General features: G+C 64.6%; 15 protein-coding genes. 10 read left to right on the forward strand and 5 right to left on the reverse strand.

Annotated features, from left to right (window positions below; genetic code table 11):
- Positions 1-97: 97 nt before the first annotated feature.
- Entirely contained in the window at positions 98-1717 is a 1620-nt protein-coding gene (locus L6D75_RS20105) for an NADP-dependent glyceraldehyde-3-phosphate dehydrogenase (RefSeq protein ID WP_176516171.1), read from the reverse strand.
- Between the two features lie 138 nt (positions 1718-1855).
- Here L6D75_RS20105 and L6D75_RS20110 point away from each other — a divergent pair, with 138 nt between their 5' ends.
- Positions 1856-3460 (forward strand): putative bifunctional diguanylate cyclase/phosphodiesterase, encoded by a 1605-nt coding sequence (locus L6D75_RS20110; RefSeq protein ID WP_176516173.1) that lies wholly within the window; start codon positions 1856-1858, stop codon positions 3458-3460.
- 6 nt (positions 3461-3466) lie between these two features.
- Here L6D75_RS20110 and L6D75_RS20115 read toward each other — a convergent pair whose 3' ends face one another.
- Positions 3467-7165, reverse strand: a complete 3699-nt coding sequence (locus L6D75_RS20115; RefSeq protein WP_176516175.1) for a dermonecrotic toxin domain-containing protein — start codon at positions 7163-7165, stop codon at positions 3467-3469.
- 314 nt (positions 7166-7479) lie between these two features.
- Between L6D75_RS20115 and L6D75_RS20120 the strand changes: the two genes are divergently transcribed.
- From L6D75_RS20120 to L6D75_RS20150, 7 genes are all read left to right on the forward strand, one after another.
- On the forward strand, positions 7480-8634 hold the full coding sequence (locus tag L6D75_RS20120; RefSeq protein ID WP_176516178.1) for a hypothetical protein: 1155 nt from the start codon (positions 7480-7482) through the stop codon (positions 8632-8634).
- A gap of 68 nt (positions 8635-8702) precedes the next feature.
- A complete protein-coding gene (locus L6D75_RS20125) occupies positions 8703-9821 on the forward strand; it encodes a glycosyltransferase 61 family protein (protein ID WP_176516180.1) in 1119 nt (372 codons plus the stop codon).
- Between the two features lie 336 nt (positions 9822-10157).
- Positions 10158-10334 (forward strand): EPS-associated small membrane protein EppA, encoded by a 177-nt coding sequence (gene eppA / locus L6D75_RS20130; protein ID WP_176516182.1) that lies wholly within the window; start codon positions 10158-10160, stop codon positions 10332-10334.
- 307 nt (positions 10335-10641) lie between these two features.
- The gene (locus L6D75_RS20135; RefSeq protein WP_176516185.1) at positions 10642-11199 is read left to right on the forward strand and encodes a polysaccharide biosynthesis/export family protein; all 558 of its coding nucleotides are present in this window, start codon (positions 10642-10644) and stop codon (positions 11197-11199) included.
- 70 nt (positions 11200-11269) lie between these two features.
- Positions 11270-12340 carry a porin family protein gene (locus L6D75_RS20140; protein ID WP_176516191.1) on the forward strand — a complete coding sequence of 357 codons (1071 nt, stop codon included), beginning with the start codon at positions 11270-11272 and terminating at the stop codon, positions 12338-12340.
- 22 nt (positions 12341-12362) lie between these two features.
- Positions 12363-13931: a GumC family protein gene (locus tag L6D75_RS20145; RefSeq protein ID WP_176516187.1), complete on the forward strand. Its 1569-nt coding sequence runs from the start codon at positions 12363-12365 to the stop codon at positions 13929-13931.
- An 11-nt stretch (positions 13932-13942) separates the two neighbouring features.
- On the forward strand, positions 13943-14749 hold the full coding sequence (locus tag L6D75_RS20150; protein WP_176516189.1) for a CpsD/CapB family tyrosine-protein kinase: 807 nt from the start codon (positions 13943-13945) through the stop codon (positions 14747-14749).
- 196 nt (positions 14750-14945) lie between these two features.
- Here the strand turns inward: L6D75_RS20150 and galE are convergent, their stop codons facing one another.
- The 3 genes from galE to L6D75_RS20165 all read right to left on the reverse strand — a co-directional run bounded on the left by galE (position 14946) and on the right by L6D75_RS20165 (position 20116).
- A complete protein-coding gene (gene galE, locus L6D75_RS20155; RefSeq protein WP_236193777.1) occupies positions 14946-15920 on the reverse strand; it encodes a UDP-glucose 4-epimerase GalE in 975 nt (324 codons plus the stop codon).
- Between the two features lie 66 nt (positions 15921-15986).
- Positions 15987-18584 carry a glycoside hydrolase family 5 protein gene (locus tag L6D75_RS20160; RefSeq protein ID WP_176510858.1) on the reverse strand — a complete coding sequence of 866 codons (2598 nt, stop codon included), beginning with the start codon at positions 18582-18584 and terminating at the stop codon, positions 15987-15989.
- On the reverse strand, positions 18581-20116 hold the full coding sequence (locus L6D75_RS20165; protein WP_176510857.1) for an O-antigen ligase family protein: 1536 nt from the start codon (positions 20114-20116) through the stop codon (positions 18581-18583). Before L6D75_RS20165 ends, L6D75_RS20160 begins: the two co-directional genes overlap by 4 nt.
- A gap of 95 nt (positions 20117-20211) precedes the next feature.
- Here L6D75_RS20165 and L6D75_RS20170 point away from each other — a divergent pair, with 95 nt between their 5' ends.
- Both L6D75_RS20170 and L6D75_RS20175 read left to right on the forward strand, forming a co-directional pair.
- On the forward strand, positions 20212-21588 hold the full coding sequence (locus tag L6D75_RS20170; RefSeq protein ID WP_176510856.1) for an oligosaccharide flippase family protein: 1377 nt from the start codon (positions 20212-20214) through the stop codon (positions 21586-21588).
- 302 nt (positions 21589-21890) lie between these two features.
- Positions 21891-23354, forward strand: a complete 1464-nt coding sequence (locus L6D75_RS20175; protein WP_176510855.1) for an FAD-dependent oxidoreductase — start codon at positions 21891-21893, stop codon at positions 23352-23354.
- Positions 23355-23390: the final 36 nt, after the last annotated feature.

A 23390-nucleotide genomic window follows, 5' to 3' on the forward strand; every position in this document is an offset into this window, starting at 1 on the left:
GAAGGGGGCACGTGGCGCGCCCCTGTTGCATAGAGTCGTTTGCAGCCCTGGAAGATCGACAATCGTGCTAGACCGATTGTCTATAAACAGCGGCGCCTCAGAAGATGTAGTCGGTGGTCAGGAAGCTCGACTGGCGGTTGCGGATGATCTCGCTGATCAGCTCCTTGTTGGCCTCCTGGAAGCGGGTGGCGACCAGGGTGCGGATCGAGAACACGCGCAAGGCGTCATGCACCGACAGGGTGCCTTCGGCGCTGTTCTTGCGGCCGTTGAACGGGTAGGTGTCGGGGCCGCGCTGGCACTGGGCGTTGAGGTTGATGCGCCCGACCTGGTTGGCAAAGATGTCGACCAGGCTGCCGATGGTCGCCGGGTCGTTGCCGAACAGGCTCAGTTGCTGGCCGTAGTCGGAGTCGAGCACGTAGTCGATCACCGTCTGCAGGTCGCGGTAGGGCACCACCGGCACCACCGGGCCGAACTGCTCCTCGTGGTACACGCGCATGTCGCGGTTCACCGGGTACAGCAGCGCCGGGTAGAAGAACGAGCCGCGGCTTTGCCCGCCGCCTTCATTGAGCACCCGCGCGCCCTTGGCGGTGGCATCGGCCACCAGGCCTGCGAGGTAGTCGACCTTGCCCGGTTCCGGCAGCGGCGTCAGGGCCACGCCCGGTGCCCAGGGCATGCCCGGCTTGAGCGCGGCGAGCTTGCGCTGGAACTTGTCGAGGAACGGCTCGACCACATCCTCGTGCACGAACAGGATCTTCAGCGCCGTGCAGCGCTGGCCATTGAACGACAGGGCGCCGGTGACGGCCTCGTCCACGGCGTTGTCCAGGTCCACCTGGGGCAGCACGATGCCGGGGTTCTTGGCATCCAGCCCCAGGGCCGCGCGCAGCCGGTGCGGGCGCGGGTGCAGCTTCTTCAAATCACTGGCCGCCTTGTGGGTGCCGATGAAGGCGAACACGTCGACCTTGCCGCTGGCCATCAAAGCACTGACCGTTTCCCGGCCGCGGCCGTAGATCACGTTGATCACCCCCGGCGGGAAGCTGTCGCGAAAGGCCTCGAGCAGCGGGCGGATCAGCAGCACGCCGAACTTGGCCGGCTTGAACACCACGGTGTTGCCCATGATCAGCGCCGGGATCAGCGTGGTGAAGGTTTCGTTCAGCGGGTAGTTGTAGGGGCCCATGCACAGCGCCACGCCCAGGGGCGCGCGGCGGATCTGGCCGAGGGTGCCTTGTTCGAGTTCGAAGCGGCTGGAGCGGCGGTCGAGGTCCTTGAGGGCGTTGATGGTGTCATTGATGTAGTCGCAGGTGCGGTCGAATTCCTTTTCCGAGTCCTTGAGGTTCTTGCCGATCTCCCACATCAGCAGCTTGACCACCGCCGTGCGTTGCTCGCGCATGCGCGCCAGAAACTGCTCCACATGCTGGATGCGCTCGGCCACGCGCATGTTCGGCCAGCTGCCGCGGCCCTTGTCGTAGGCCTGCACGGCGGCGTCCAGCGCCGTCAGCGCGGTGTCGGCATCGAGCAGCGGGGCGCTGCCGAGGATGACCTGGCGTTCGCCATCGGCGTGCTTGAGCCACACCGGGCTGCGCACCGTGGCCAGCGGGCCGTCCCAACGGCGCAGCTCACCGTTGACCAAATAGTCGCGTTGCTCCAGGGGCTCGCCCAGGTGCCAGGCCTCGGGGATGTCGTCTGGGCTGGGAAACAGCGAATCGAGCAGGGAGTCCATGGGTGCCGCACCTCGCATGTCTAGGTAGGTGAATCGCTTCAGCTTCGAGCATGCACCTGGCCAAAGAAAAATACCAGTCTGGCTCAATATTGCCGGGCGTGCGCCGATACAGGAGCAATCGACCGCGTTCGCAGGCCTATGATCCCGTCCAACTCCCCGCTTTCAGAAGAGCAGAAACCGCCTGTCGGTAGCCTGCGCCAAACCCTCTGCCGCTGGTTGCCGGCCGGCCTCACCGTGGCCGGCGTCGGCCTGTCGGTGCTGCTTGGGCAAGTGGATGTGCAGCGTCAGCCGGCCGGTTCCGAGGCCTACGTGCTGACCTCGCCACTGTTCTGGTACGCCCTGGCCTGCACCGGCGTGACGTGCCTGTTTCTCTGCCAGACCCACCGCAAGCAGCGCCAGTTGCAGCAGCGCAACCGCGAGCTGCGCCGCTCCCAGGCGCAGCTCGAACGCCTGGCCCATTACGACACCATCACCGGCCTGCCCAACCGCGTGCTGTTCCAGCAGCAGCTGACCGAAGCGATCGGCAAGGGCGATGGCCTGGCCGTGCTGATGCTCGACATCGACGGCTTCAAGCAGGTCAACGACAGCCTCGGCCACCCCATGGGCGACCTGCTGCTGCAACAGGCCACTGCGCGCTTTCTGCAGGAGCTCGACAGCGCCGACCGCCTGTGCCGCCTGGGCGGCGATGAATTCGTGTTCATGCTGCGCGGCACCCAGGGCCAGATCAGCCACCAGCTGGCGCACTTGCTGCGCTGCCTGCAGCGGCCGTTCGACCTCAACGGCAACGCCGCGCTGGTCACGGGCAGCATTGGCCTGGCCTGGTGCCCGCAGCATGGGGCCGATGTCGGCAGCCTGTTGCGCCATGCCGACACCGCCATGTATGTGGCCAAGGAAAGCGGGCGCAACACCTGGCGCCCTTACCACGGCGACATGACCGCACGCCTGCAGCAGCGCCTGGACCTGGAGCGCAACTTGCGCCGGGCCTTGCAGGCCAACGAGTTCGAGCTGTGGTACCAGCCCAAGGTCGACCTGTTCAGCGGTTGCCTGGAGGGCGTCGAGGCGCTGCTGCGCTGGCGCGACCCGGCCCACGGCCTGGTGCCGCCCGCCGAGTTCATCCCGCTGGCCGAACGCACCGGGCTGATCATCCCGCTGGGCGAGCGGGTGCTGGAACTGGCCTGCGCGCAGATGGCCGCCTGGCGCGACCAGGACCGGGTGCCCGGGCCGATGGCGATCAACGTGGCGGCGCTGCAGATCGAGCGCAGCGACTACGTCACCAGCCTGGCCCAGGCCCTGGAGCGGCATGGCCTGCCGCCGAGCCTGCTGGAAGTGGAAATCACCGAAAGCCTGTTGATGGAAAGCCAGCAGCAGGCCTGCGCGGTGCTGGCCCAGTTGCAGGCCATGGGCGTGACCACCGCGGTGGACGACTTCGGCACCGGCTATTCGTCACTGGCCTACCTGCGCGCATTGCCGATCGACCACCTGAAGATCGACCGCGCCTTCATCAAGGACCTGCCGGACGATGACGATGCCGTGGCGGTGGCCCGGGCGATCATCGACCTGGGCCATGCGCTGGGCTTTCGCATCACCGCCGAAGGCATCGAGACCCAGGCGCAGTACGACTTTCTGCGCAACGCCGGCTGCGACCAGGGCCAGGGTTACCTGCTGGCGCGGCCGATGCCGGCGGCCGACCTGGCGCGCTGGCTGGCGGCGCGCCGCGAGCAGGGCCGCCAGGCCGGCGCCTGAGGGGCGCTACAGCTCCAGCAGCGAGGTGGCCGGCGCGGCCAGTGCGCGCTCACGAAAACGCGGGTCGGTGTCCATGCGCTCCAGGCGCCGCCACAGCGCTTGCAGGCCGGTGTCGTGATCGCCGATGTCTTCGATCAGCAGGCGCAGGTCGCGCCGGTACTGCAGCGGCACCCGTGCCCAGAGCTGCAGGCGCCGGGCGCTGGCATCGGCCAGCAGCTCCTGGTAATCGGTCACGGCCACCAGCAGGTCGACGCCGTGCTGCTGGTAGTAGTCTTCGATCTGCTCGCGGATCGGCAAGCCCAGTGCGGCGCTTTCCAGGCTCACGGCATCGGCAGTGGCGGGGGGCAGGATGAAACCGCTGGGCAGGCGCTGGAACTGGTTGTCGGACAGGTCGATGAACAGCGCTGATCGCAGGTGCTCCAGCCCCTGGGGCAGGCGCGTGAGGCTGCAGTTGACCATGAACAGCGAGGTGACGCTGGGCGTGTGTGACATGTCTGGCGCATTGAGCAACGGGTTGTCGGAAAGGTCGAGGATGCGCAGCGCGGTCCACTGCTCCAGGGTGGCCTGGGCCTGGCTGTCCCAGGTGATGCGGTTGTGCTCGATGTCGAGCCATTCGAGCGTGGCCGGTTGCGCCAGCTGCGGCAGGCGATCGAAACGGCACCGCTTGAGCATCAGCCGGCGCACCTGCGCCAGGCGTTGCAGCCATTGCCCGGGTACTTCGCTGAGCAGGCTGTTGCCGCTGAGGTCCAGCTCCATGATGTGATTGAAGCCGTCGGGCAGGGCCAGGGCGGCCAGGTCGTGGTTTTCCAGTTCCAGGTTGGCCAGGTTGAGCCAGTGGATACGTTCGTCGACGGCCAGCCAGCGCACGGCATTGCGCCGCCAGGCGTCGAGGATGCGCACGCTGGCGCGTTGGCGCCGCGCCATGCTCGCGGCCCAGCGGACCAGGGTGTCGCGCAGTTGCTGCAGCGCGGCCTCGCGCACCTGCAACTCGTGTTCGGCAACCACCAGCGCGCGGCGCCAGTCGGCTTGCAACTGCTGGATCTGCGCTGGGCTGATGGCCGGGTAGAGCCTGCGCAGGCGCCCCTCCACGGAGCCGCTGGCCAGAGGCGATAGGGGTGGCAACGGAGAAAGCGGGCCGCCGCCGCGCAGGCCGCCACGACGGGCCGGGCGCTTGGCCGCCAGGCCCCACAGGCGTTGCGGCCAGTGGGCGCGCTCGGCGAGGGCCAGTTGCTGCGTGCGCAGGCGCAACGCATCGGCGCTGCCCCAGGCCAGTTGCAGGCTCTGTGGCGCGCCCGCGTACAGCGGCTGATACGGCTCGGGGTAGAGCGGCCCGCTGGCCGGGCGTTCGCCGACATGGCGTTCGTAGCCTGAGTCGAACCTCAGCAACAGCAGCTGCTGGGCGGCGTTTTCGTCACCCAGGCTCGCCAACACGTCGCCGCTCGGGCTGGCGGCGCGGATCTGCACATGCAGTTCGGTGGGCCAGCTTGCAACGCGCTCGATGCAGGCCAGCAGCAGGCGTTCGCTGTCGGGGTTGGCCAGGCGCGGCTCATGCAGCCCCTGCAGTGCGCGCACCAAGGGCAGGTCGCGGCTGACTTGTTCGCTTTCCAGTCGTAGCCAGGCAGGCAAGTGGCCCTGCGCCGTCCAGCCGGCCATCTCGTCGGCAGACAGGCGCGCCAGCAGGCGCCTGGCCAGCGCGGTGTCGAGGCCGGTGTAGGCCTCTGTGAGTTGACGTTCGGCATCGGTCGCCACGCCGGCGTTGAGGCTGGCCAGGGCCAGGCGCTCTACGGTGTCGGCGAGCAGCACCGGAGTGGCCGCGCCCGCCAGGTGCACGGCCTGCAGGCCTGCGCGGTCGACGCCACTGATGGCCATGGCCAGTTGCAGTCGGGCGTCATCCAGGGTGTCGGTCGGCAAACCCAGGCGCCGCACGCACTGGGCATCGGACCAGGCCTGGGGCACTTCGTGCTCGGTGCGCCAGGCGCCTTCACCGTTATGTTCCAGGCGCGGGCGATAGGCTTCGGGGTCGTTGGGGTGGTGGATTCGCCAGCCATGTTCGGCGGCGCCCTGGCTCACTTCGTACGTGGCGCCCTCCAGCGCAATGTACAGCCTGCCGTCATGGGCAAGCTGGCCGAGCGCGTTGGGCGTGCTGGAGTGTGCAAGTGCTGCATCACTGGCATAGCCTGCCAGGTCCGGGCGCCACAGCCGGCGGCTGCCATCGGGCATCTGCACCGGCGCGAGGCTTTCCAGCAGCGGGCTGCCGAGCAGCTTCGGCACCACCTTGCCAGCCCCATGCAGGGCGCCGATCAAGGCCAGGTTCAGGCCCACGGCCTCAAGGTGCTGCAGGGCCAGGTGGCGGTCGCCGACGTGCCAGGCCTGGTAACCCTCGTACACGTCGCCGAGCAGCTGGAAGGCCATCACGCCTGTCATCAGGGTGCCGACACCGGGGACGAAGAAGCCCGCCAGCATCAGTGCGTCCATGCCCAGGCTCTGCCACTGGGCGATACGCCGCTGCCGGGCCTTGGCGTCGACGGCTGTCGTGGGTACCGCAAGGTCAGCCGCTTCTGCTTGCAGGCGCGCCACGTGGTCATCGTGGATAAAGGCAAATACCGGGGCGGCGATCAGCTCAGTCGTCAGGTGCAGGTCGGCAGTGGATTCGAGGTTTTGTTGCAGGCGATCGACAAAGCGGTGCTGCAGCGCCGCCGGCACGTAGCGCAAAAAGGCGCGTCGATACGCAGGTTGCAGCAGTTGCGCGAGCAGGTGCTGATGCACACCCGCTAGCCCTTCGCACTGCAGCAGGGCTCGCTCGTCGCCGGGCAGGTACAACAGCAGGCCCCTGGCGCCGGCGTCGATGATCAGTGCTTCATGCAGGCCAATTGCGAACAGTGAGGGTTGCCAGCAGCGCACGGCGGCGTCGCCCAGCAGCGCCTCGATGACATCGCGGGCGGGGCCGTCAATGCCATGGCGCAACAAGGCCAGGTCGGCGGCCAGGCGCAGGCGGTCGCGCTGCAGGGCCAGGCTGTCGCGGCGCACGGCCGGGCGGCCGAAGCAGGCCTGCAGGTGCTCTTGGTACTGCTTGCCGATATCCAGGTCACGGCAGCTGCGGGCGAAATCGTCAGGGGCGAGCGCCAAGGGCTTGAGGCTTGGCGTTTCCGATTCCAGCTCGATATCCACCCACGTCTCGCTGTCGCCCAAGGTGGTGCGGCCCACGGTACGCACCTGTTCGAAGCGGGCGTCGCCGGCCAGCGTCAATGCACTGTCGGTGCTGAACGTGGCCGCGGCTTCGAAGTTGTGCAGGGCCGCTTCCAGCAGGCTGGCCTGCGTGTGGCGGGTGACATAGGTGCCGAAGGTGAACAGGTGATGAATTTCCACCAGCTCGGTGCTGCGCAGCGGGACCGCCAGTTGGTGCTCGGCCTGCAGCCGCTGCGCGAGCCGCGTTTCGGCGAACGGCGCAATGTTCTCAAGCCCCTTGAGCGAGCGCGCCAGTGCCTGTTGCGAGCGATCCAGCCGAGCCTGGCTGGCCAGTACTGCGGCGCGCAGGTCGGGCGCCGCATTGGCGAACCAGGCGGCCTCGCTATCGACCAGGCCTTGGGCAGGCAGCAGGCTTTCGCGCAGTGCCTGCCAGTGTTGCGGCGCCGCATGCCGTGCCCAGGCAGGCAGTTGCGCTTCAATCAATTGTTGATGGGGGTTTTCACTTGCGGGCAAGTTCATGGTGGCGCTCCTGTTGAAAGAGCAGCCAGCAGGCCCGCACCTGCACAACCCCCGGAAGTAGATAATTAGCCATTGCCGTTATAAATGATGGTGCTAGGCAGCAGGGGCAAATTTGACGTCATAAAATAAGGCCAAGTGCTAGCAAAATGCCGCTTGCCAAGGCGCGAGCTTGCATCTTAAATTGTTACTGAATGTTAGGGTGATAACGGATAAATGTTATTGATTTATCAGTAAGTTATGCGGCTGTGTTAATGAAACTTCATCGTCTTTTGCGATAACGCCAGTTGAAATATACAAAGGGACGTCAAAAAAGAATGAAAGCGCACCTGGTGGCAGTAGCCCGCAAACTCATCTCGCCCTCCCTGCGTTACGAGATCAGGACCGTTTCAAGCATGTTACGGGACATCCTCGGTCGGGCCTGTTTCTGGCGGTGGGAGATCGCCAGGTTCAGGCTGCAGCAGGCCAGCCCCTACGAAATCCTCTACATCGGCAGGAAGCAGCAGCGCGAAATGGCCAAGCTGCTGATCGGCGGCAAGGCGCCGCGCGATGCCGGCGATGTGCAGGGCGCGGCCACCCCCGCCGCGCAGAACCACGTGGTGGTGGTCAGCGAGGTGCCCACCGCCGGCGCATTGTCGGTGCCCCATTACCTGAGCGCAGTGGTACCGCTGGGGCGCTCGCTCGATGACATCACCGGCCGCTACGACAGCGAACTGCGCCGCAGCATCCGCAAGAACCGGCCGCTGTACCAGATGCGCCAGACCTTCGACGACAACGAAATCGCCATGGCCGACCGCGACCTGCTGCGCCCATACGCCACGGCGCGCCAGGGCATCCATGCCGCGCAGTTCGCCACCGAGGAAGTGTTCCGCCTGGCCAAGGGCGTGGGCCGGCTCGACCTGATCACCCTCAACGACGAAGTGGTGGCCTGCCACCTGGGCTGCGAAATCACCCGCGGCGGCAAGCGCTATTGGAGCACCCTGCGCTTCGGCTACTGCGAGGCGGTGTTCGCCGACGCCAAGCGCCTGCGCGAGGTCAACTCGATCACCACCTTCATGGCCCTGGAATGGGCGCTGGAGCATGGTTACGACTACTACGACATCGGCCTGTGCCTGGCTCGGCCCGACGATGGGCTGCTCAAGTGGAAGCGCCGGCGTGGCGGCGATGTCGATTCGCTGGGCAATCACGCCTACATGTTCGTGCGCCTGCCCAGAAAAGGCACCGCGCAGTTTCTCTGGGACACGCCGCTGTTCGCCATGGAGGGCAACAAGTTGACGCTGCACCTGGGCCTGCCCGAAGGCGCCAGCGATGAAGAAGTGGCCAGCCGTTATCACGAAATGGTCTTTGGCGGGCTGCACAAGATCTACCTCTATGGCGCCAAGAGTGCAGGGGAGTCGTTCCTGGAAACCTTGCGCGCGCGTTACGCCACCTTCCATTCACCGCCCCAGATGGAGCGGGTGCCGTCCAGTTGAGCACCCCGTCTGGCCGGTAACAGACCCCTCGCGTCAGCCCCTTGCCCCGTTACCGTGGAGGCCGCCTCATGCAAAGCGATATCTCGAAACTCAGTGATTACCCGGTTGCCAGTGGCCATGCCTGGACGTTGGCGGCTTACCGGCACATGGCGCGAAAACGGCTGGCGCGCAAAGCGGATATCGAGCTCAAGAGCCTGGCGGTCAGAACCTGGGATATCGCCCCCGGCGAAACCACGCTGTCGCCGCCGGCCTTCTACCTGCCCAACCAGCTGGAGCGAGTGACCGGCTGGGAAGCCAAGCGCTTTTTCCCCTACGTGCACCCGGGGCGCACCATGGAAGGCGGCATCCGCGCCGAGCAGGGGCCGACCCGCGCCTACCTGCTCAAGGACGTGTGGCTGGTCGATGGCGCGCTGTACAAGGGCAATGCCAGCCACTGGCTGTCGCTCAAGCCCAGTACCTTCCCGCGCATTGCCGTGGAGCATGAGATCGAACGGGGCGCGGCCTATTGCACGCAAAACGGCAACACCTGGTTCGGCACCTGGCTGATGGAGGACTGCCCCACCTACGCCCTGGCCTGCAACGAGGGCGTGCCGGTGACCACCGCACCCTCGGCGCGCTACCCGCTGTTCACCCAGGGGCCGGCCTACGAGCAGTGGCTGGGCATGCAGCCGCTGCGCCTGCGCAGTGCCTTCTTCCACGAGCTGGTGCTGTTCGACGATGTCAGCAACAACCGCAGCCGGCACCAGCGCTACAAGGCCATGGGCGACAAACTGCTGGCGCATGTGGATAGCACGCCGCACCCGGGCGTGTTCATCCTGCGCGGCAGCGATGGTGACCTGCGGCTGTTGCGCAATGAGCTGGAAATCGCCGAGCACCTGCGCACGCAGCGCGGTTTTCGGGTGATCAACCCGATGCAGCTGGATGTGCCTTCGATCGTGGCCGCCTGCGCGGGCGCCAGGACAGTGGTCGGGGTGGAGGGCAGCCAGCTGGTACATGGCATCAACGTGCTGCAAGCCGGTTGCAACTTCCTGGCGCTGCAACCGCCAAACCGATTCGTCAGTTATTACAAGTACCTGACCGATCGCGATCACCAGCACTTCGGTTTTGTGGTCGGCGTGCCCGAGGGCGAAGGCTTTACTCTCGATATTGATGAAGTGCAACGCACGCTTGATCTTTTTCCGTCATAAAACGGTTGCTAAGCAGAATGATTCGCACCTGTTCTCGCCGTTGAAACACTCGAGCGCCGCCAGAAAAGCGAGTCGGTGGCGTTCGCCCGGCGTTGAAACGCGGCCAATGGGCGTCACAATATCGCGCAATTTCAATCACTTGTTAATTGCCCCAAGCGGGCAGTTGGGGGTGCATTTTCTGCATGGCGGTAAATTGACGAGTACCGGGTCGGTCGATTGATTTTTATTATGGTGTCGGATCATTGACGTAATGTCATTGTGCCCATAAGCTCCAATCACCAGCAGTAAAAACTCTATTCAAACCAACAATAACTGTCCTCTTTTCAGGAGGGGAACATGCGCTCGACTCTGTTCATCAAATCGATTTTCCTGTTGGTGTTATTGAGCGGTGCGGCACGAGCGGCTGATTCTTATATGAACCAGACCAATATTGTTCCTTTGGCAACGGCGGGTTGGCTTTTTGCGTTTGCAGTCATTGGCTTCGTGGCGGTAGCCAATAGAAAGAAGATTTGAAGCGTTGCCCGTGTTAGTTGTTTGAAGTTGACCTTTCTTTATCGCGACGCCAGCAACTTGACGCACAAAAACGGACATTTGCGCTTTCATCGCTGGCGGTTGCTTGTCAATTTTCCAGCCATTGCTATATTCCACTGGCCAGACCCTGGGCAGTGGTGGCAGGGGCAGGCAAGGCGGCATCGCGGTAAAGGGCCTGCAGGATTGCGAGGCCGGCGCAGCGGGTTTGCAGCTGCGTGTGGAGCGAGAGGCTTGCTGTTGTTCTCATTCAGTGCTCTTAACCTGGGCCGATTGGCCGGAGGGATCCCTCATGGCGCGTTTGCTGATTTCCCTGTTCTGCGTACTGTGCGCCTGGGCCGGCGCCAGCGTTGCCGATGACAGCACGTCCACCTACCTGTTGAGCCCCGGCGACAAAGTGTTGATCTCCGTGTGGCAGGAAGACACCCTGCGCCAGGAAACCGTCGTACTCCCCGATGGCAGCATTACCTTCCCCCTGGCCGGCCGCATCGATGTGGCGGGCCTGGATGTGACCGCAGTGGCCAAGAAGGTCACCGCCGGCCTCAAGCCTTTTCTTGCCGACCCGAACGTCAGCGTGGTGGTCACCGGCACCGCCGGCAACCTGGTGTACGTCCAGGGCAAAGTGATCAAGCCAGGCCCGGTGCCAATGGCAGGCCCAACCGCCGTGCTGCAAGCCTTGAGCATGTCGGGTGGAATGGACAAATTCGCCGACGAAAGCGCCATCAAGGTGATCCGCGGCAGTGGCCCTGCACAAAAGGTATTGCCGGTGCGCTACAAGGATCTGGTTTCTGGGCGTGACATGTCCACCAACTTCCAACTTCAGGCTGGCGATACGCTGGTCGTACCTTGAATCTTCTAATAATTAAGAATTACTAGTGCCTATTTTTCGACCAAAGCGTATGGCGGCGGCAATCATGATGATGCCGTTCGCGGGGGTGGTTAGTGCCGCCAATTGGCAGTCTTCAGTTGTGGTACCCACGACTGTCGAGTACGACAGTAACCCATTGCTCCTGACGTCCAAGGAGAAAGGTGTGACGCGTACCATCATTGCACCCGACTACAACCTGATCGGTCAGTTCGACCGCGACCAACTGCGTCTGGGCCTGGGCATGAACCTGTTGCGCTCGTCCGACCGTTCGGTGGTCGACGACCGTGAAGACCCCAACCTGAGCCTGGGCTGGCAGCGCGAGACCGAGACCGGCGGTTTCGGCCTCCTGGCGCAGTACACCGAGAGCTCGACGCTGTCTGGCACGGTGCTCGACACCGGCGTGGTCACCACCGACGGCACGCAGAAGATGTCCTCGCTGACCGCCAACTGGAGCAGTGCGGTGACCGAGCGCAGCACCCTGGCCAACGAGCTTCGCTACAACCATGCGCGGTATGACATCACCACGCTGACCGGCTACGACGAGTACTCCAACTACCTGACCTGGACCTACGCCTGGAGCGAGCGCACCGACCTGATCACCGGGTTCGAGGCGCGGCGCTACGAGCCCCAGGACACCACCACCGCCATCGCCACCAACAGCTACGTGCCGAGCATCGGCATCAAGCACCAGTTCTCCGAACGCCTGGAAGGCGCCATGCATGTGGGCGTCAACGAAACCAGCGGCTCCGGTGGCGGGCGCCGTGGCGAAGGCGGCATGTCGCTGTTCTACCGCGGCTCGCGCGCCGAGGCCAGTTTCAGCGCCGAGCGCAGCACCGTGGCCAGTGCCGAGGGCGGTTTCGCCGAGCTGGACATGGTGCGCGGCGGCTGGAGCTACCTGGTCAGCGAAAGAAACCGGGTGGGCCTGGAAGCGTCCTGGCAGGACGCCAAGGGGCAGACGCCAAACACCTTGCAGACCTACAGCGCCTGGGCCAGCCACGAATTCTCGCGGGCCTGGGACATGCGTTTTTCGTTGATGTACAAGGAGCGTCAGCAAGATGGCTTGCCAGATGCTGAAGCGACCATCGTGGGACTGACGCTGACGTACCGATATCCCGACATCTGACTCTTCGCACGGGTGGCCACACATGAAGACCGAGTACGAGCTGTCGATCAAAGATTACATCGCCATCATCAAGGACCGCGCCTTGCTGCTGGGGGTGAGCATCGTCGTCGTACTGGCAGCGACCGTGGGCGTCGCCCTCAGTGTGCCACCCATCTACCAGGCCACCGGCACCATCCTGGTCGAATCGCAGCAGATATCGCCCGACCTGGTCTCGGCCGGCAACACCACCTTTGCCGATGAGCGCATCGAGGTCATTCGCCAGCGCGTGATGACCCGGGAAAACCTGCTGCGCATCATCGACAAGTACGGCCTGTTCGCCGACAAGGGCCGGCAGTTCAGCGAAACCGACAAGATAGAGCAGATGCGCAACGACATCGTGGTGGCCACGCTCAGCACCTTCATCAAGGGGCGTGGCGAGGCGACCGTGGCGTTCACCGTGTCGTACGAGGACAAGCGCCCGGAAGTCGCCAAGGAAGTGGCGGACGAACTGGTGAACCTGTTCCTCAACGAAAACATCAAGCAGCGCACCGAACGCGCCACCGAAACCACCGAATTTCTCTCCCAGGAAGCCAACAAGCTGGGCGCCGAACTGGCCGACCTGGAAAACCAGCTGGCCGACTTCAAGCAGGCCCACGCCAATGCCTTGCCGGAAAACCAGCAACTGCGCATGAGCATGCTGTCGCGCTCGGAGCTGGAGTTCCGCGAGGTCGACCGTGACTACAAGTCGGCCCAGGAAGAGCTGCGCTACCTGGAGCTGGAGCTGGCGGCTGCCAATGCCGGGGTGCCCACCCAGGCTGCCAATGGCCGCTCGACGGCCGCCGACCAACCGCAAGACCTGGCAAGCCTGAAGGCCGAGTATGCCCGCCTGCTGACCCGCTACACCCCGGCGCACCCGGACGTGCAGGCGATCAAGCGCAAGATCGATGTGCTCCAGGCCTCCGGTGACAAAGGCGCGGCGGCTGCGGCGACGATGAACCTGGACGCCGCCCGGGTGCGCACCAAGATGGCGGCGGCGCAGTCGCGCATCGCCTCGCTGGCCGAGCAGAAGCGCCAGCTCACCAGCAAGATGGAAGGCTACGAGGCGGATATCCTCGAAGCCCCGCAAGTGGAGCGCGGCCTGATCACGCTGATGCGCGACCACGACAACGCCCGCAAGAAGTACGAAGAAATCCGCAACAAGGAAATGGGCGCGAAGATCACCGAAAGCCTGGAGCAGGAAAACAAAGCCGAGCGCTTCGTGCTGCTCGAGCCGCCGCTGATGCCGGAAAAACCGGTCAAACCCAACCGCAAGAAAATCGTCGCCCTGGGCCTGGTGCTGGCACCGGCCGTGGGCGGTGGGCTGGTGATGTTGCTGGAGATGCTCAACCAGCGGGTGCGTGGCGTGGGTGCGCTGGAAAGCGTGCTGGGCAAGCGCGTGCTGGTGGCGGTGCCCTATATCGCGACCCAGGCCGACAAGGCCCGGCGGCGAAAATGGCTGATGCTGCTGATCGTCGCCGGCGTGGTGTTGCTGGCTATGCTGATGGTAGTCGTCCATGTGTTCTACATGCCGTTGGACGTCCTGCTGTTTAAAGCTATGGCTCGGTTTGAATAGGGAATGCAGCGATGGACAGAATTACGCCGGCTATTGGAAAGAACCTGCACCAGATCTCACCCACCCCCGTGGAAACCCCAAAGGCCCCGCTGTTGGCGGAAAAGCCCGAACCCCTGGGCGATTTCGACTACGTGCAGACCAAGGTGGTACCGCTGCGCGCGGAACACCTGGAACGTAACCGCATCATCTCGTACAACAAGAACTCGAACATGAGCGGCGCCATCGACCTGTTGCGCACGCAAGTGCTCAAGGCGATGGACGAGAACGGCTGGCGCACCCTGGCGATCACCTCGCCGACCCCGGAGGCCGGCAAGACCGTGCTGGCGGTGAACCTGGCCATGAGTATCGCCCACCACACCACCAAGACCGCCTTGCTGGTGGACTTCGACCTGCGCCGGCCACGGGTGGGCAGCAGCCTGGGCCTGCCGATGGACAAGGCGCTCAACGAGGTGCTCAGTGGCAAGGCGTGGCTGGAAGAGGCGCTGGTCAACCCGACGCTGCCGCGCTTCGTGGTGCTGCCGACCCGCGAACCGATCCCGATGTCTACCGAGATGCTGTCCTCGCCCAAGGTCGACAACCTGATCGGCGAACTGCGCGACCGCTACGATTCGCGCATCTGCATCTTCGACCTGCCGCCGCTGCTCAGCTCGGACGATGCGATCACCGTGCTGCCCAAGTTCGATTGCGTGCTGCTGGTGGTGGCCAATGGGATGAACAGCAAGAAGGACATCGAGGACTGCCTGTACCACCTGGCCAACGCGAACCTGGTGGGGGCGGTGTTGAACAAGGCCGATGAGCAGCCGCGCACTTACTACTGAGTTTCGCGGTGTTTTTGAGATCGAGCGCCGCCCGCGCGGCGCATCGCGGATAAATCCGCTCCTACATTTGTTGCAACGTGCCACGGTCTGTCAGGCCATGGTTGTCCGCCTTGGCGCCCGCCGAGAAAACGCATTGGCCTGTAGGAGCGGATTTATCCGCGATGCGCCGCGCGGGCGGCGCTCGATCTCGAAATCACTACAAGGAACCTGGCGACCAAGGGAACTTGCGCTCCCAACTCCAGGCATGGCCGACAATTTCATCCAGCCTCGCAAACTGTGGCTGCCAACCCAGCACGCTTTTCGCTCGCTGTGCATCGGCCACCAGCGCTGCCGGGTCACCTTCGCGACGGGACGCTTCAATCACCCGGATTGGCCGCCCCGTGATGGCTCGTGCGGCTTCGATCACTTCCTGCACCGAAAAGCCCAGCCCGTTGCCCAGGTTGAATGACGCGCTTTCGCCGCCCTTGAGCAGGTACGCCACCGCCAGCGCATGGGCCGACGCCAGGTCGGCGACGTGCACGTAGTCGCGGATGCAGGTGCCATCCGGCGTGTCGTAGTCACGGCCGAACACGGTAATGGCCTCGCGCCGCCCGGAGGCTGCCTGCAGGATCAGCGGGATCAGGTGGGTTTCCGGTTCATGGCATTCACCCAGCGCCCCCTCGGGGTCGGCGCCTGCTGCGTTGAAGTAGCGCAAGCTCACCGACTTCAACCCATAGGCGCGGTCGAAGTCCTGGAGAATCTGCTCGACCATCCATTTGCTGCGCCCATAGGGGTTGATCGGCGCCTTGGGGTGCTGCTCGTCGATGGGGACATAGTGCGGGTCACCATACACGGCGGCGCTGGAGGAGAAGATCAGGTGCCTGATGTCGGCCCGGACCATCGCCTCCAGCAGGGTCAGCGTGGCCGCCACGTTGTTCTGGTAGTACTTGCCAGGGTCGCTGACCGACTCGCCCACCTGGATGAAGGAGGCGAAGTGGAACACCGCATCGAAGTGATAATCGCCGAACAGCCGGTCGAGGGCGCCTGCGTCGGCGATGTCCAGCTCGACCCACTCGATGTCGGGCGCCGTGGCCACGGTGTCTGCAACCACCACCTCATGGCCATCGCCCAACAGGTGCTTGACCATGTGCGAACCGATATAACCTGCACCGCCGACAACCAAGTACTTCATCCAATCCTCCTGGAACAGACGCAGCGTCGAATGCCTGGAATACAGGTCTGAACTGACTCTAGATGGCTATTTCAGGAACAGCCAGTTGGCCATCTGCTGGCCGTCGAAGGTGATCCGGTAGCGCCCATCCTGGTAGGTCGAGGCCATCGCCTGCTCGCTGCCATCGGCCTTGCGCGCGTACAGCTTCAGGCCCTGGGGTGCCTGGATGGTCAAGCTGCCTTCGAGCGGCTCGACATGGAACGGGGTCATGTCGTCGGGCCGTGGCACGGCGCGGCTGCCGAGCGAAATCAACAGGCTGCGCGACTGCTTCAGCGGCTTGGCGTCCAGGCTTTGCACCACCACGCTGGCATAGGCGGTCTTGAGATCGACCGCGATGTCGCCCAGGCGCAGCGCCTGGCCGCCCAGCCAGCCGGTGGCGGCCTGGGTCAGCGGCGTGTCGATGGTGTACAGGCCTTGCTGCCAGTTGCGCCTGAGCTCGCCGGTGTCGCTGGTCGACTCGCTGGCGTTGGCATCGAGCAGCGACTGGTCCGGGTCTTTCAACACCTGCGCATCGCTGGGCACGGCGCCCGGCTGCAGCCAGGGCAGTTCAGGCGTTTGCGGCAGGGCGATCTGCAGCCGGCCTTTTTCCATGGCGGTGCGCAGCAGCACCGAATTGGCCGGGGTGATGGCCCGGTTGAACAGGGTTTCGGCGCTGGGTGCGAAGACGTAGCGGGTGCTCGCCTGGCGCACGTCTTCGCGGCGGTAGAGCAAGGCGGCGGCGGGGAGGGTGGCGATCATCGCCGGGTCGTTGTAGGCGTTCCAGTTGTCGGCCCGGCGCCAGCCTTCAAGAAACGCCTGCTGGCTGTAGGCGTACTGCATGATCGCGTCCCAGCCCTGGTGGCTGGCGGTGCCGGCCACGTACAGCGGCAGCGAATGGCGGTCGGGCAGGGGGAAGGGTTCGGCGTTCCACTCGGTGACCGTCATCGGCAGGCCCAGCACCTGGGCGGCGCCGAGCCAGTTGATCATGCCGTCGCTGGTCAGCGGGTTTTTCTGCAACTGGCCAATGCCGCCGTAGGCGTGGGCATCGATCACATTGCCGGCGGTGAGCGCCGGCAGCGCGGCCAGGCCGTTGCCACCCCAGGTGCTGGTGGTGACGATCGGCACCTTCACCCCCAGGGTGCGCAGGTGGTCGATCATGTCGACATTGAAGCGGTGCTCCAGCTCGTTGAGAAACAGCTTGCCAGGCCCCGGCTCCCAGGCGCGCCAGGTCTTGTCGGCGGGCAGGTTGGCGCGGGCGGCGAAGGCCTTGGCCTGGTCCATGAACAGGCGGTTGTGCTTGGGCACGCCCTTGTCCGGCAGCAGGGCGTTGCCAAAGTGCTGGGTCACGTCGTTTTCGTTGGTGATCAGCACGGCCGCCACGGCCGGGTCGTCCTTGTAGGCAAGGCCAGTGAAGCTGTTGACGTGGCCCAGGTACTGCTCGGCGAAGCGCTTCATGGCCTGTTGCAGGGTCACGTTGACGTAGGCGTAGCCCTTGATGCCGGCGTACTGCTCGCCCTTGGCCAGTTCGTCGAAGGCATAGATGTTGTCATTGACGGTGACGATGCGCTCCACGTGCAGGTCGAGCCACACATAGATGCCTTCATCCTTCAGGCACTTGATCCACCAATCGAGCTTCTTCAGCGAGGCGGGGCTCAACTGCTGGGTGTCGCGCAGTGTTTTGACCTCGCCGAAGACGTTCGGGCTGACCCAGGGCGAGTCATGGTGGTGCAGCCGCACCAGGTTGAAACCCAGCGCAGACAGGCGCTTTGCCTGTTGCTTGATCTCATCGTCCGGCGTGTTGAACAGCGCATAGGCCGACAGGTTGGTACCCCAGAAGCGCGCCGGGGTGTTGTCGGCGAACTGCAGCTGCTCGCCGGCGGCCTTGACGAAGCCGCGCTTGCCGGCGGGTTTTTCTGCGGCGTTGAGGAACGACAGGTCGACCGGCGAGGTGCGCCAGCCGAGCTGGTCGTCTGGCCAGCGCGTGGGGTCGGCCAGGCCGAAGCGTTCGGTGGGGGTGGGGGCGAGCTCGATATCGCCGGTGAGGTTGAGCGTGGCCTTGATCTGCTGGCGGCCGGGTTCGATCGGGTCGGTGTAGAAAAACGCGCGGATTTCGGAGGTATCGCCGCGCTCGAAATACACCTTGGCCAGCGCCGGCTCGAAGCGCAGTTCGATGCGCCGCGTCGCAGTGCCCCATGACCAGCCACGATTGCCCGGCAACAGCTGCGGCTCGCCCATCTGCTGGCTGAACAGCGCCGGGTCGAAGCGAAACACCATGCCGCCGCCCATCACGCCGCGCTTGAGGCTGTGGGCATCGAGGTCGAAGGCCCAGCTCAGGGTCTGCGGCTGTGGCTGGGTGATTGCTGCCGCCAGCTCGAAATCCAGCTGCGGGTTCTTGCCGTTGAGCGTGTAGCGGTAGGGCGCGTTGACCTTGAACGCGGTACCGAAGCCGGTCCAGCTCCAGTCGCCGCCCCAGAAATCGAAGCGCGCCTGCATCGCCGGGCCGCCGCCGCGGCTCACGCTGGGCAGGCCGTTCTGTTCGTCGACGCTGACGGTCCACTCGGATGAAGACCAGGCCAAGGCTGGCACTGCCAGCAGCGCGACGAGCCACGATGCCCTGAGCCCAGGGCGCAGACCAATCCTTGTCATGAAAGTACCTGGTTCGTCGGCTGGGAGGTTTCCAGCGCGCTGGTTTCACTGCTTCTGAGCCTGCGCACCATCTGCACGTAGGCCACGCCCAAACCGCCTACCGACCAGTACACCACCGGGATCACGGTGATGCTGCTGACGGTGAAGATGATCACCAGGATCCCCAGCAGGGTTGCCAGCAATGAGCGGCCCAATCGTCGGTGTTCGTCTTCCTTGTCGGGGAATGCCCGCAGCGCCTTGTAGATCGCCAGCAGCACGCTGGCGAAGAACGCCACGAACAGCGCCAGCCCGACCAGGCCGAAGCGCAGCGCCATGCTGATGTAGCTGTTGACGATGTCGATGATGCCCTCGCCCTGGATCATCGACTGCATTTCCGGGGTGTTGCGAAAATCGAAGGAGCCGAACAACGGGTTGCGCTGGATGGTGATCCAGGAATTGTCGAGCAGGCGCTGGCGGTAGGTGATGTTCTCTTTTTCCAGGTTGCCGACGAACGGCAGCAGGTCGAGCACCTTCTCGCCACCGGGCAGCAGGGTCAGCATCGGCAACGCCAGCAGGCCGGCGCAGGCCAGCAGGGTCAGGCGCTTGACCGCGCCTTTGCCGGTGGCGATGAACACCCCGATGATCACCCCGGCGCCAATCCACGGCCCGCGCGACAGCGGCACCACCAGCCCTGCGGCCAGCAGCAGGGCGCCCATGTAGCGTTGCAGGCGGTTTTGCACGTAGCTCTGCACGAACAGGTACATGCCGATGGCCACGCTGATCACATAGGCCAGGGCAATCGCCTGGCCGGTGGTGGCGCTGGCGCGCAGCGAGCCGCCGCGGCTGAGGTAGCTGGACATGCTCCACTGCACGCCCATGGCGCTGATCAGGCCGTTGTACAGCAGCCAGTGGCGGGCGAACTCGGCCACCGCGATGATCGCCAGGAGAAAGGCAGCGATGACGAAGGCGAGCAGGGCGTCCTTGAAGTCCTGCACGGTCTTGAGCCCACGGCTGGCGACGTAGTAGGGCAGGAACACATCAATATACAGCGACACCGCCTGTCGCAAGGTATCGGTGATGGTGGTTTCGCGCAGGTACAGCAAGGTCATCAGCACCAGGCTTGCGGCCAGCAGCTTGTCCGGCAGGGTGCGGCCGAAGCGCACCGTGTCGGCCTGGCGGCCCAGGGCCAGGGCCGTGGGCAGCAGCACGCAGACGGTGAGGATGCGGATGTGGTTGAGCTCGATCAGATAGTTGATCACCCCGAACCCCGGGATATCCACCGAGGCCGGTGGAATGGCGAACACCAGCATGAAGAACAGCGCCATGGCGTTGTGTTCGCGGCGCCTGGCCACCAGCAGGGTGATCACCGCCGCCGCGGTGTACACCCAGAAGCTGAACGAGAAGAACGCCAGCAGGGTGATCAGCAGCCACAGGTTGCGCCGGCGCTTGTAGTCGCGGTCGGGAATCAGGTCGTTGGCGGGCCTGCGGGCCAGGAAGAACACCACGCTGGCGACGAACAGAATGACGATCAGCGCACGAAATTGTTCGGGCATGGGCTACAGGCACCTATCAGTCGGTGGACGACGGCTAGCGTCATGGCTAATTGAAACTATAGTGACTTCTAGCCATTCAGTCAGAGATTGAAGTCATGCCGTCGATTGAAGCGTCAGCAGCTGGGAGCCTGCGTAAGCGTGCGCTGGGCGCCGGGGCATGGAACCTGGTGTCGCTGGTGGCCTCGCAGGTCATGCGCCTGGGCGGCAACCTGATCATGGCACGCCTGCTGTTACCGGAAATGTTCGGGGTGATGGTCATCGCCACCACGGTTTCGGTACTGCTGCACCTTCTGTCGGATGTTGGCTTGCGCCAAAACATCATCCAGAGCCCGCGCGGCGACGACCCGCTGTTTCTCAATACCGCCTGGACCGTGCAGATTCTGCGCGGCCTGCTGCTGTTCGGCCTGACCCTGCTGCTGGCCGTGGCCGCCTGGGCCGCGCAAATGGCCAACCTGTGGCCGCCGGCTTCTACCTACGCGGCGCCGGAGCTGCCCCTGGTGCTGGCGGTGACTGGCCTGCAGGCGATCATCTGGGGGTTCCAATCGACCAAGATGGATGTTGCCGTGCGCACCTTCCAGCAAAAGCGCGTGGTGCTGATCGACCTGGCCTCGCAGACCATCGGCCTGGTGGTGATGCTGGTGATCGGCTGGTTCACCCGCTCGATCTGGTCGCTGGTGGCGGCCGGCGTGGTGGCTGCCCTGGCCGGCACGGTGCTGGGCCATACCGCGATGCACGGGCCGGCCAACCGCCTGCAGTGGGACCGCACCGCGCTGGCCGAGCTGGTCAGCTTCGGGCGTTGGATCCTGCTGTCGTCGATCGTCGGCGTGCTGGCGATGTACGGTGACCGCATCTGGTTCGGCGCCAGCATGACCGTGGCGGAACTGGGTGTGTACTCGATTGCCGTGCTGATCCTCGGCTCGATCCAGACCGGCCTGATGAAGCTGTTCGGCGCGGTCGCCCTGCCGGCGTTCAGCGAGGCCACCCGCGATGGCGACAAGGCGCGCCTGCGCACCCTGTACGACCGCTTCAAGCTGCTGGTCGATCTGGTCATGCTGTTCGTCTGCGGCCTGTTCCTGACCGGCAGCCCGCTGCTGATCGGCTGGATGTACGACGCACGGTATGCCGACGCCGGGCCGATGCTGGCGATCCTGTCGCTGTCGTTCTTCACCCTGCGCTACACCTTGACCCACCAGATCTGGATCGCCCTGGGCCACACCAAGTACCAGGCCATGGACAACATCATCCGCCTGGTTTCGCTGTGGCTGCTGTTGCCGCTGCTGCTGGCCATCGGCGGGCCGCGCCTGGCGATCTGGGGGGTGGCGCTGCACGCTTTGCCGACGCTGGTGCTGATCGTCTACGTCAACCGCAAGCTGGACATTCTCAACATCAAACGTGAACTCATCGTGCTGCCAATGGTGCTGGTCGGGGCACTCTGTGGCGAGCTGGCGGTACGCATCTTCAACTGGTTCTGACCGATACGACAACAGCGGTGCCCGAGCGATGGGCAGGGTAGCGCATCGCGGATAAGTGACTAGGATTCTTAAAAAAATGGCACGGGTGGTCTGGGGATCATGGGGAAGCTTAAGTACTGCACTGCGCTGCTCGATCGTAGGGGCTTCCTACGCAATTGCGTGTTGCTGGGGGTGGGGGGCGCGGTCCTGGGCGTTGCGCCCGGCCTGGCGCGCGCTGCTGCAGGCAAACCCGCCGAGCCGAACGGGTTCGTCGTTATCAACGGTTGGGTGTTGCCGTCCCAGTACTTGCGGAACGACTGAACATGATCAACGACTACCAGACGCAGAAGACCCTGCGTGATCATTATGACGTGTGCATCATCGGCGCCGGCCCTGCCGGCATCACCCTGGCCCTGCGCCTGGCGCAGGCCGGCTGGCGGGTGGTGCTGCTCGAGGGCGGCGGCCACGAGTACGCGCCCCGTTCGCAGGCGTTGTACAAATGCACCTCCTCGGGGTTGGAGCTGTACGCCGAGGAAACCCGCCTGCGCTTTCTTGGCGGCACCTCCAACCACTGGGCAGGGCGTTGCCGGCCGTTCACCGCGTCCGACTTTGCCGTGCAGCCACCGGGCGACCTGCCGGGCTGGCCGATCCCCTATGCGGAAATCGAGCGCTACCTGCCCGCCGCCATGGACATCGTCGACCTGCCCCAGGGCAAGGCCTTCCAGCCACTCAATGTGGCGCTGAAGGGTGACGACTTCGACGCCGACCGTTTCCTGCTCAGCCCGCCCACACGCTTTGCGCAGAAGTACGCGGCCGCGCTCAACGACACCCCTGGGCTGGACGTGTTCATCAACTGCAACTGCGTCGACCTGGAATTCGACAAGGCCAGCGGCCGCCTGGCCTCGATACAGGTGTCGGACTACGAGCGCAATCGCCAGCGCCTGGTGGCGAAGAAGTTCATCCTCGCCACCGGCGCCATCGAAAACGCCCGCCAGCTGCTCAACAGCCAGTCGCTGCAGGCCGCCGGCGTGGTGAGCCCCGACGGCCTGGCGGGGCGCTGCTTCATGGAACACCTGAACATCGACATGGGCACTTTCATCCTCAGCAACGGGCAGGACGGCAGCCAGCACCAGTACTACACCACCGATGCCTTCGTCGCCGAGTACCACGCTGGCAAGGGCAATGTCACCACCGCCGTGCTGGAAGAGGTCAGGACCTACGGCAGGACCGCAGAGGTCAAGCACTTTCTGGAAAACCTGGCCTGTGACATGGGCGTGGCCAGCAAGATCGCCTTCATCGCCAACTTCAGCTGCCCCGGAGACGGGGTCATCAGCACCATGATCGAGCAGTTCCCCAATGTGCAGAGCCACCTCTCGCTGCTGGATGAAAAGGACGCCCTGGGGATGGGCAAGGTCAACGTCAACTGGTCGCTGAGCGAGCATGACCGGCACACCATCAAGTGCATCGGCAGCGAGCTGGCCAAGCAGTTCGCCGACACCGGCCTTGGCTTCGTCAAGTTGAACGATTTCGTCTACGACACCAGCCTTGCCCTGAAGCTGCAGCCGCATGCCCACCACATGGGCACCACGCGCATGGCGGCGTCGCCCGAGTTCGGCGTGGTCGACAGCGATTGCAAGGTGTTCGGCACCCACAACCTCTATGTGGCCGGCAGCAGCATCTTCGCCACCAGCGGCGCCTCCAACCCGACCATGCCGCTGCTGCAGTTCGCCGTGCGCCTGGCCGAGCACCTGGACGACAAACTGAAAACCAGCAACAAGGCGGTTTGAGCCGCAAAGGAGTGTGCCAAGGCGACAAGCAACGGT

Source organism: Pseudomonas faucium (assembly GCF_021602585.1).
In the GTDB taxonomy this organism is placed as follows: Bacteria; Pseudomonadota; Gammaproteobacteria; order Pseudomonadales; family Pseudomonadaceae; genus Aquipseudomonas; species Aquipseudomonas faucium.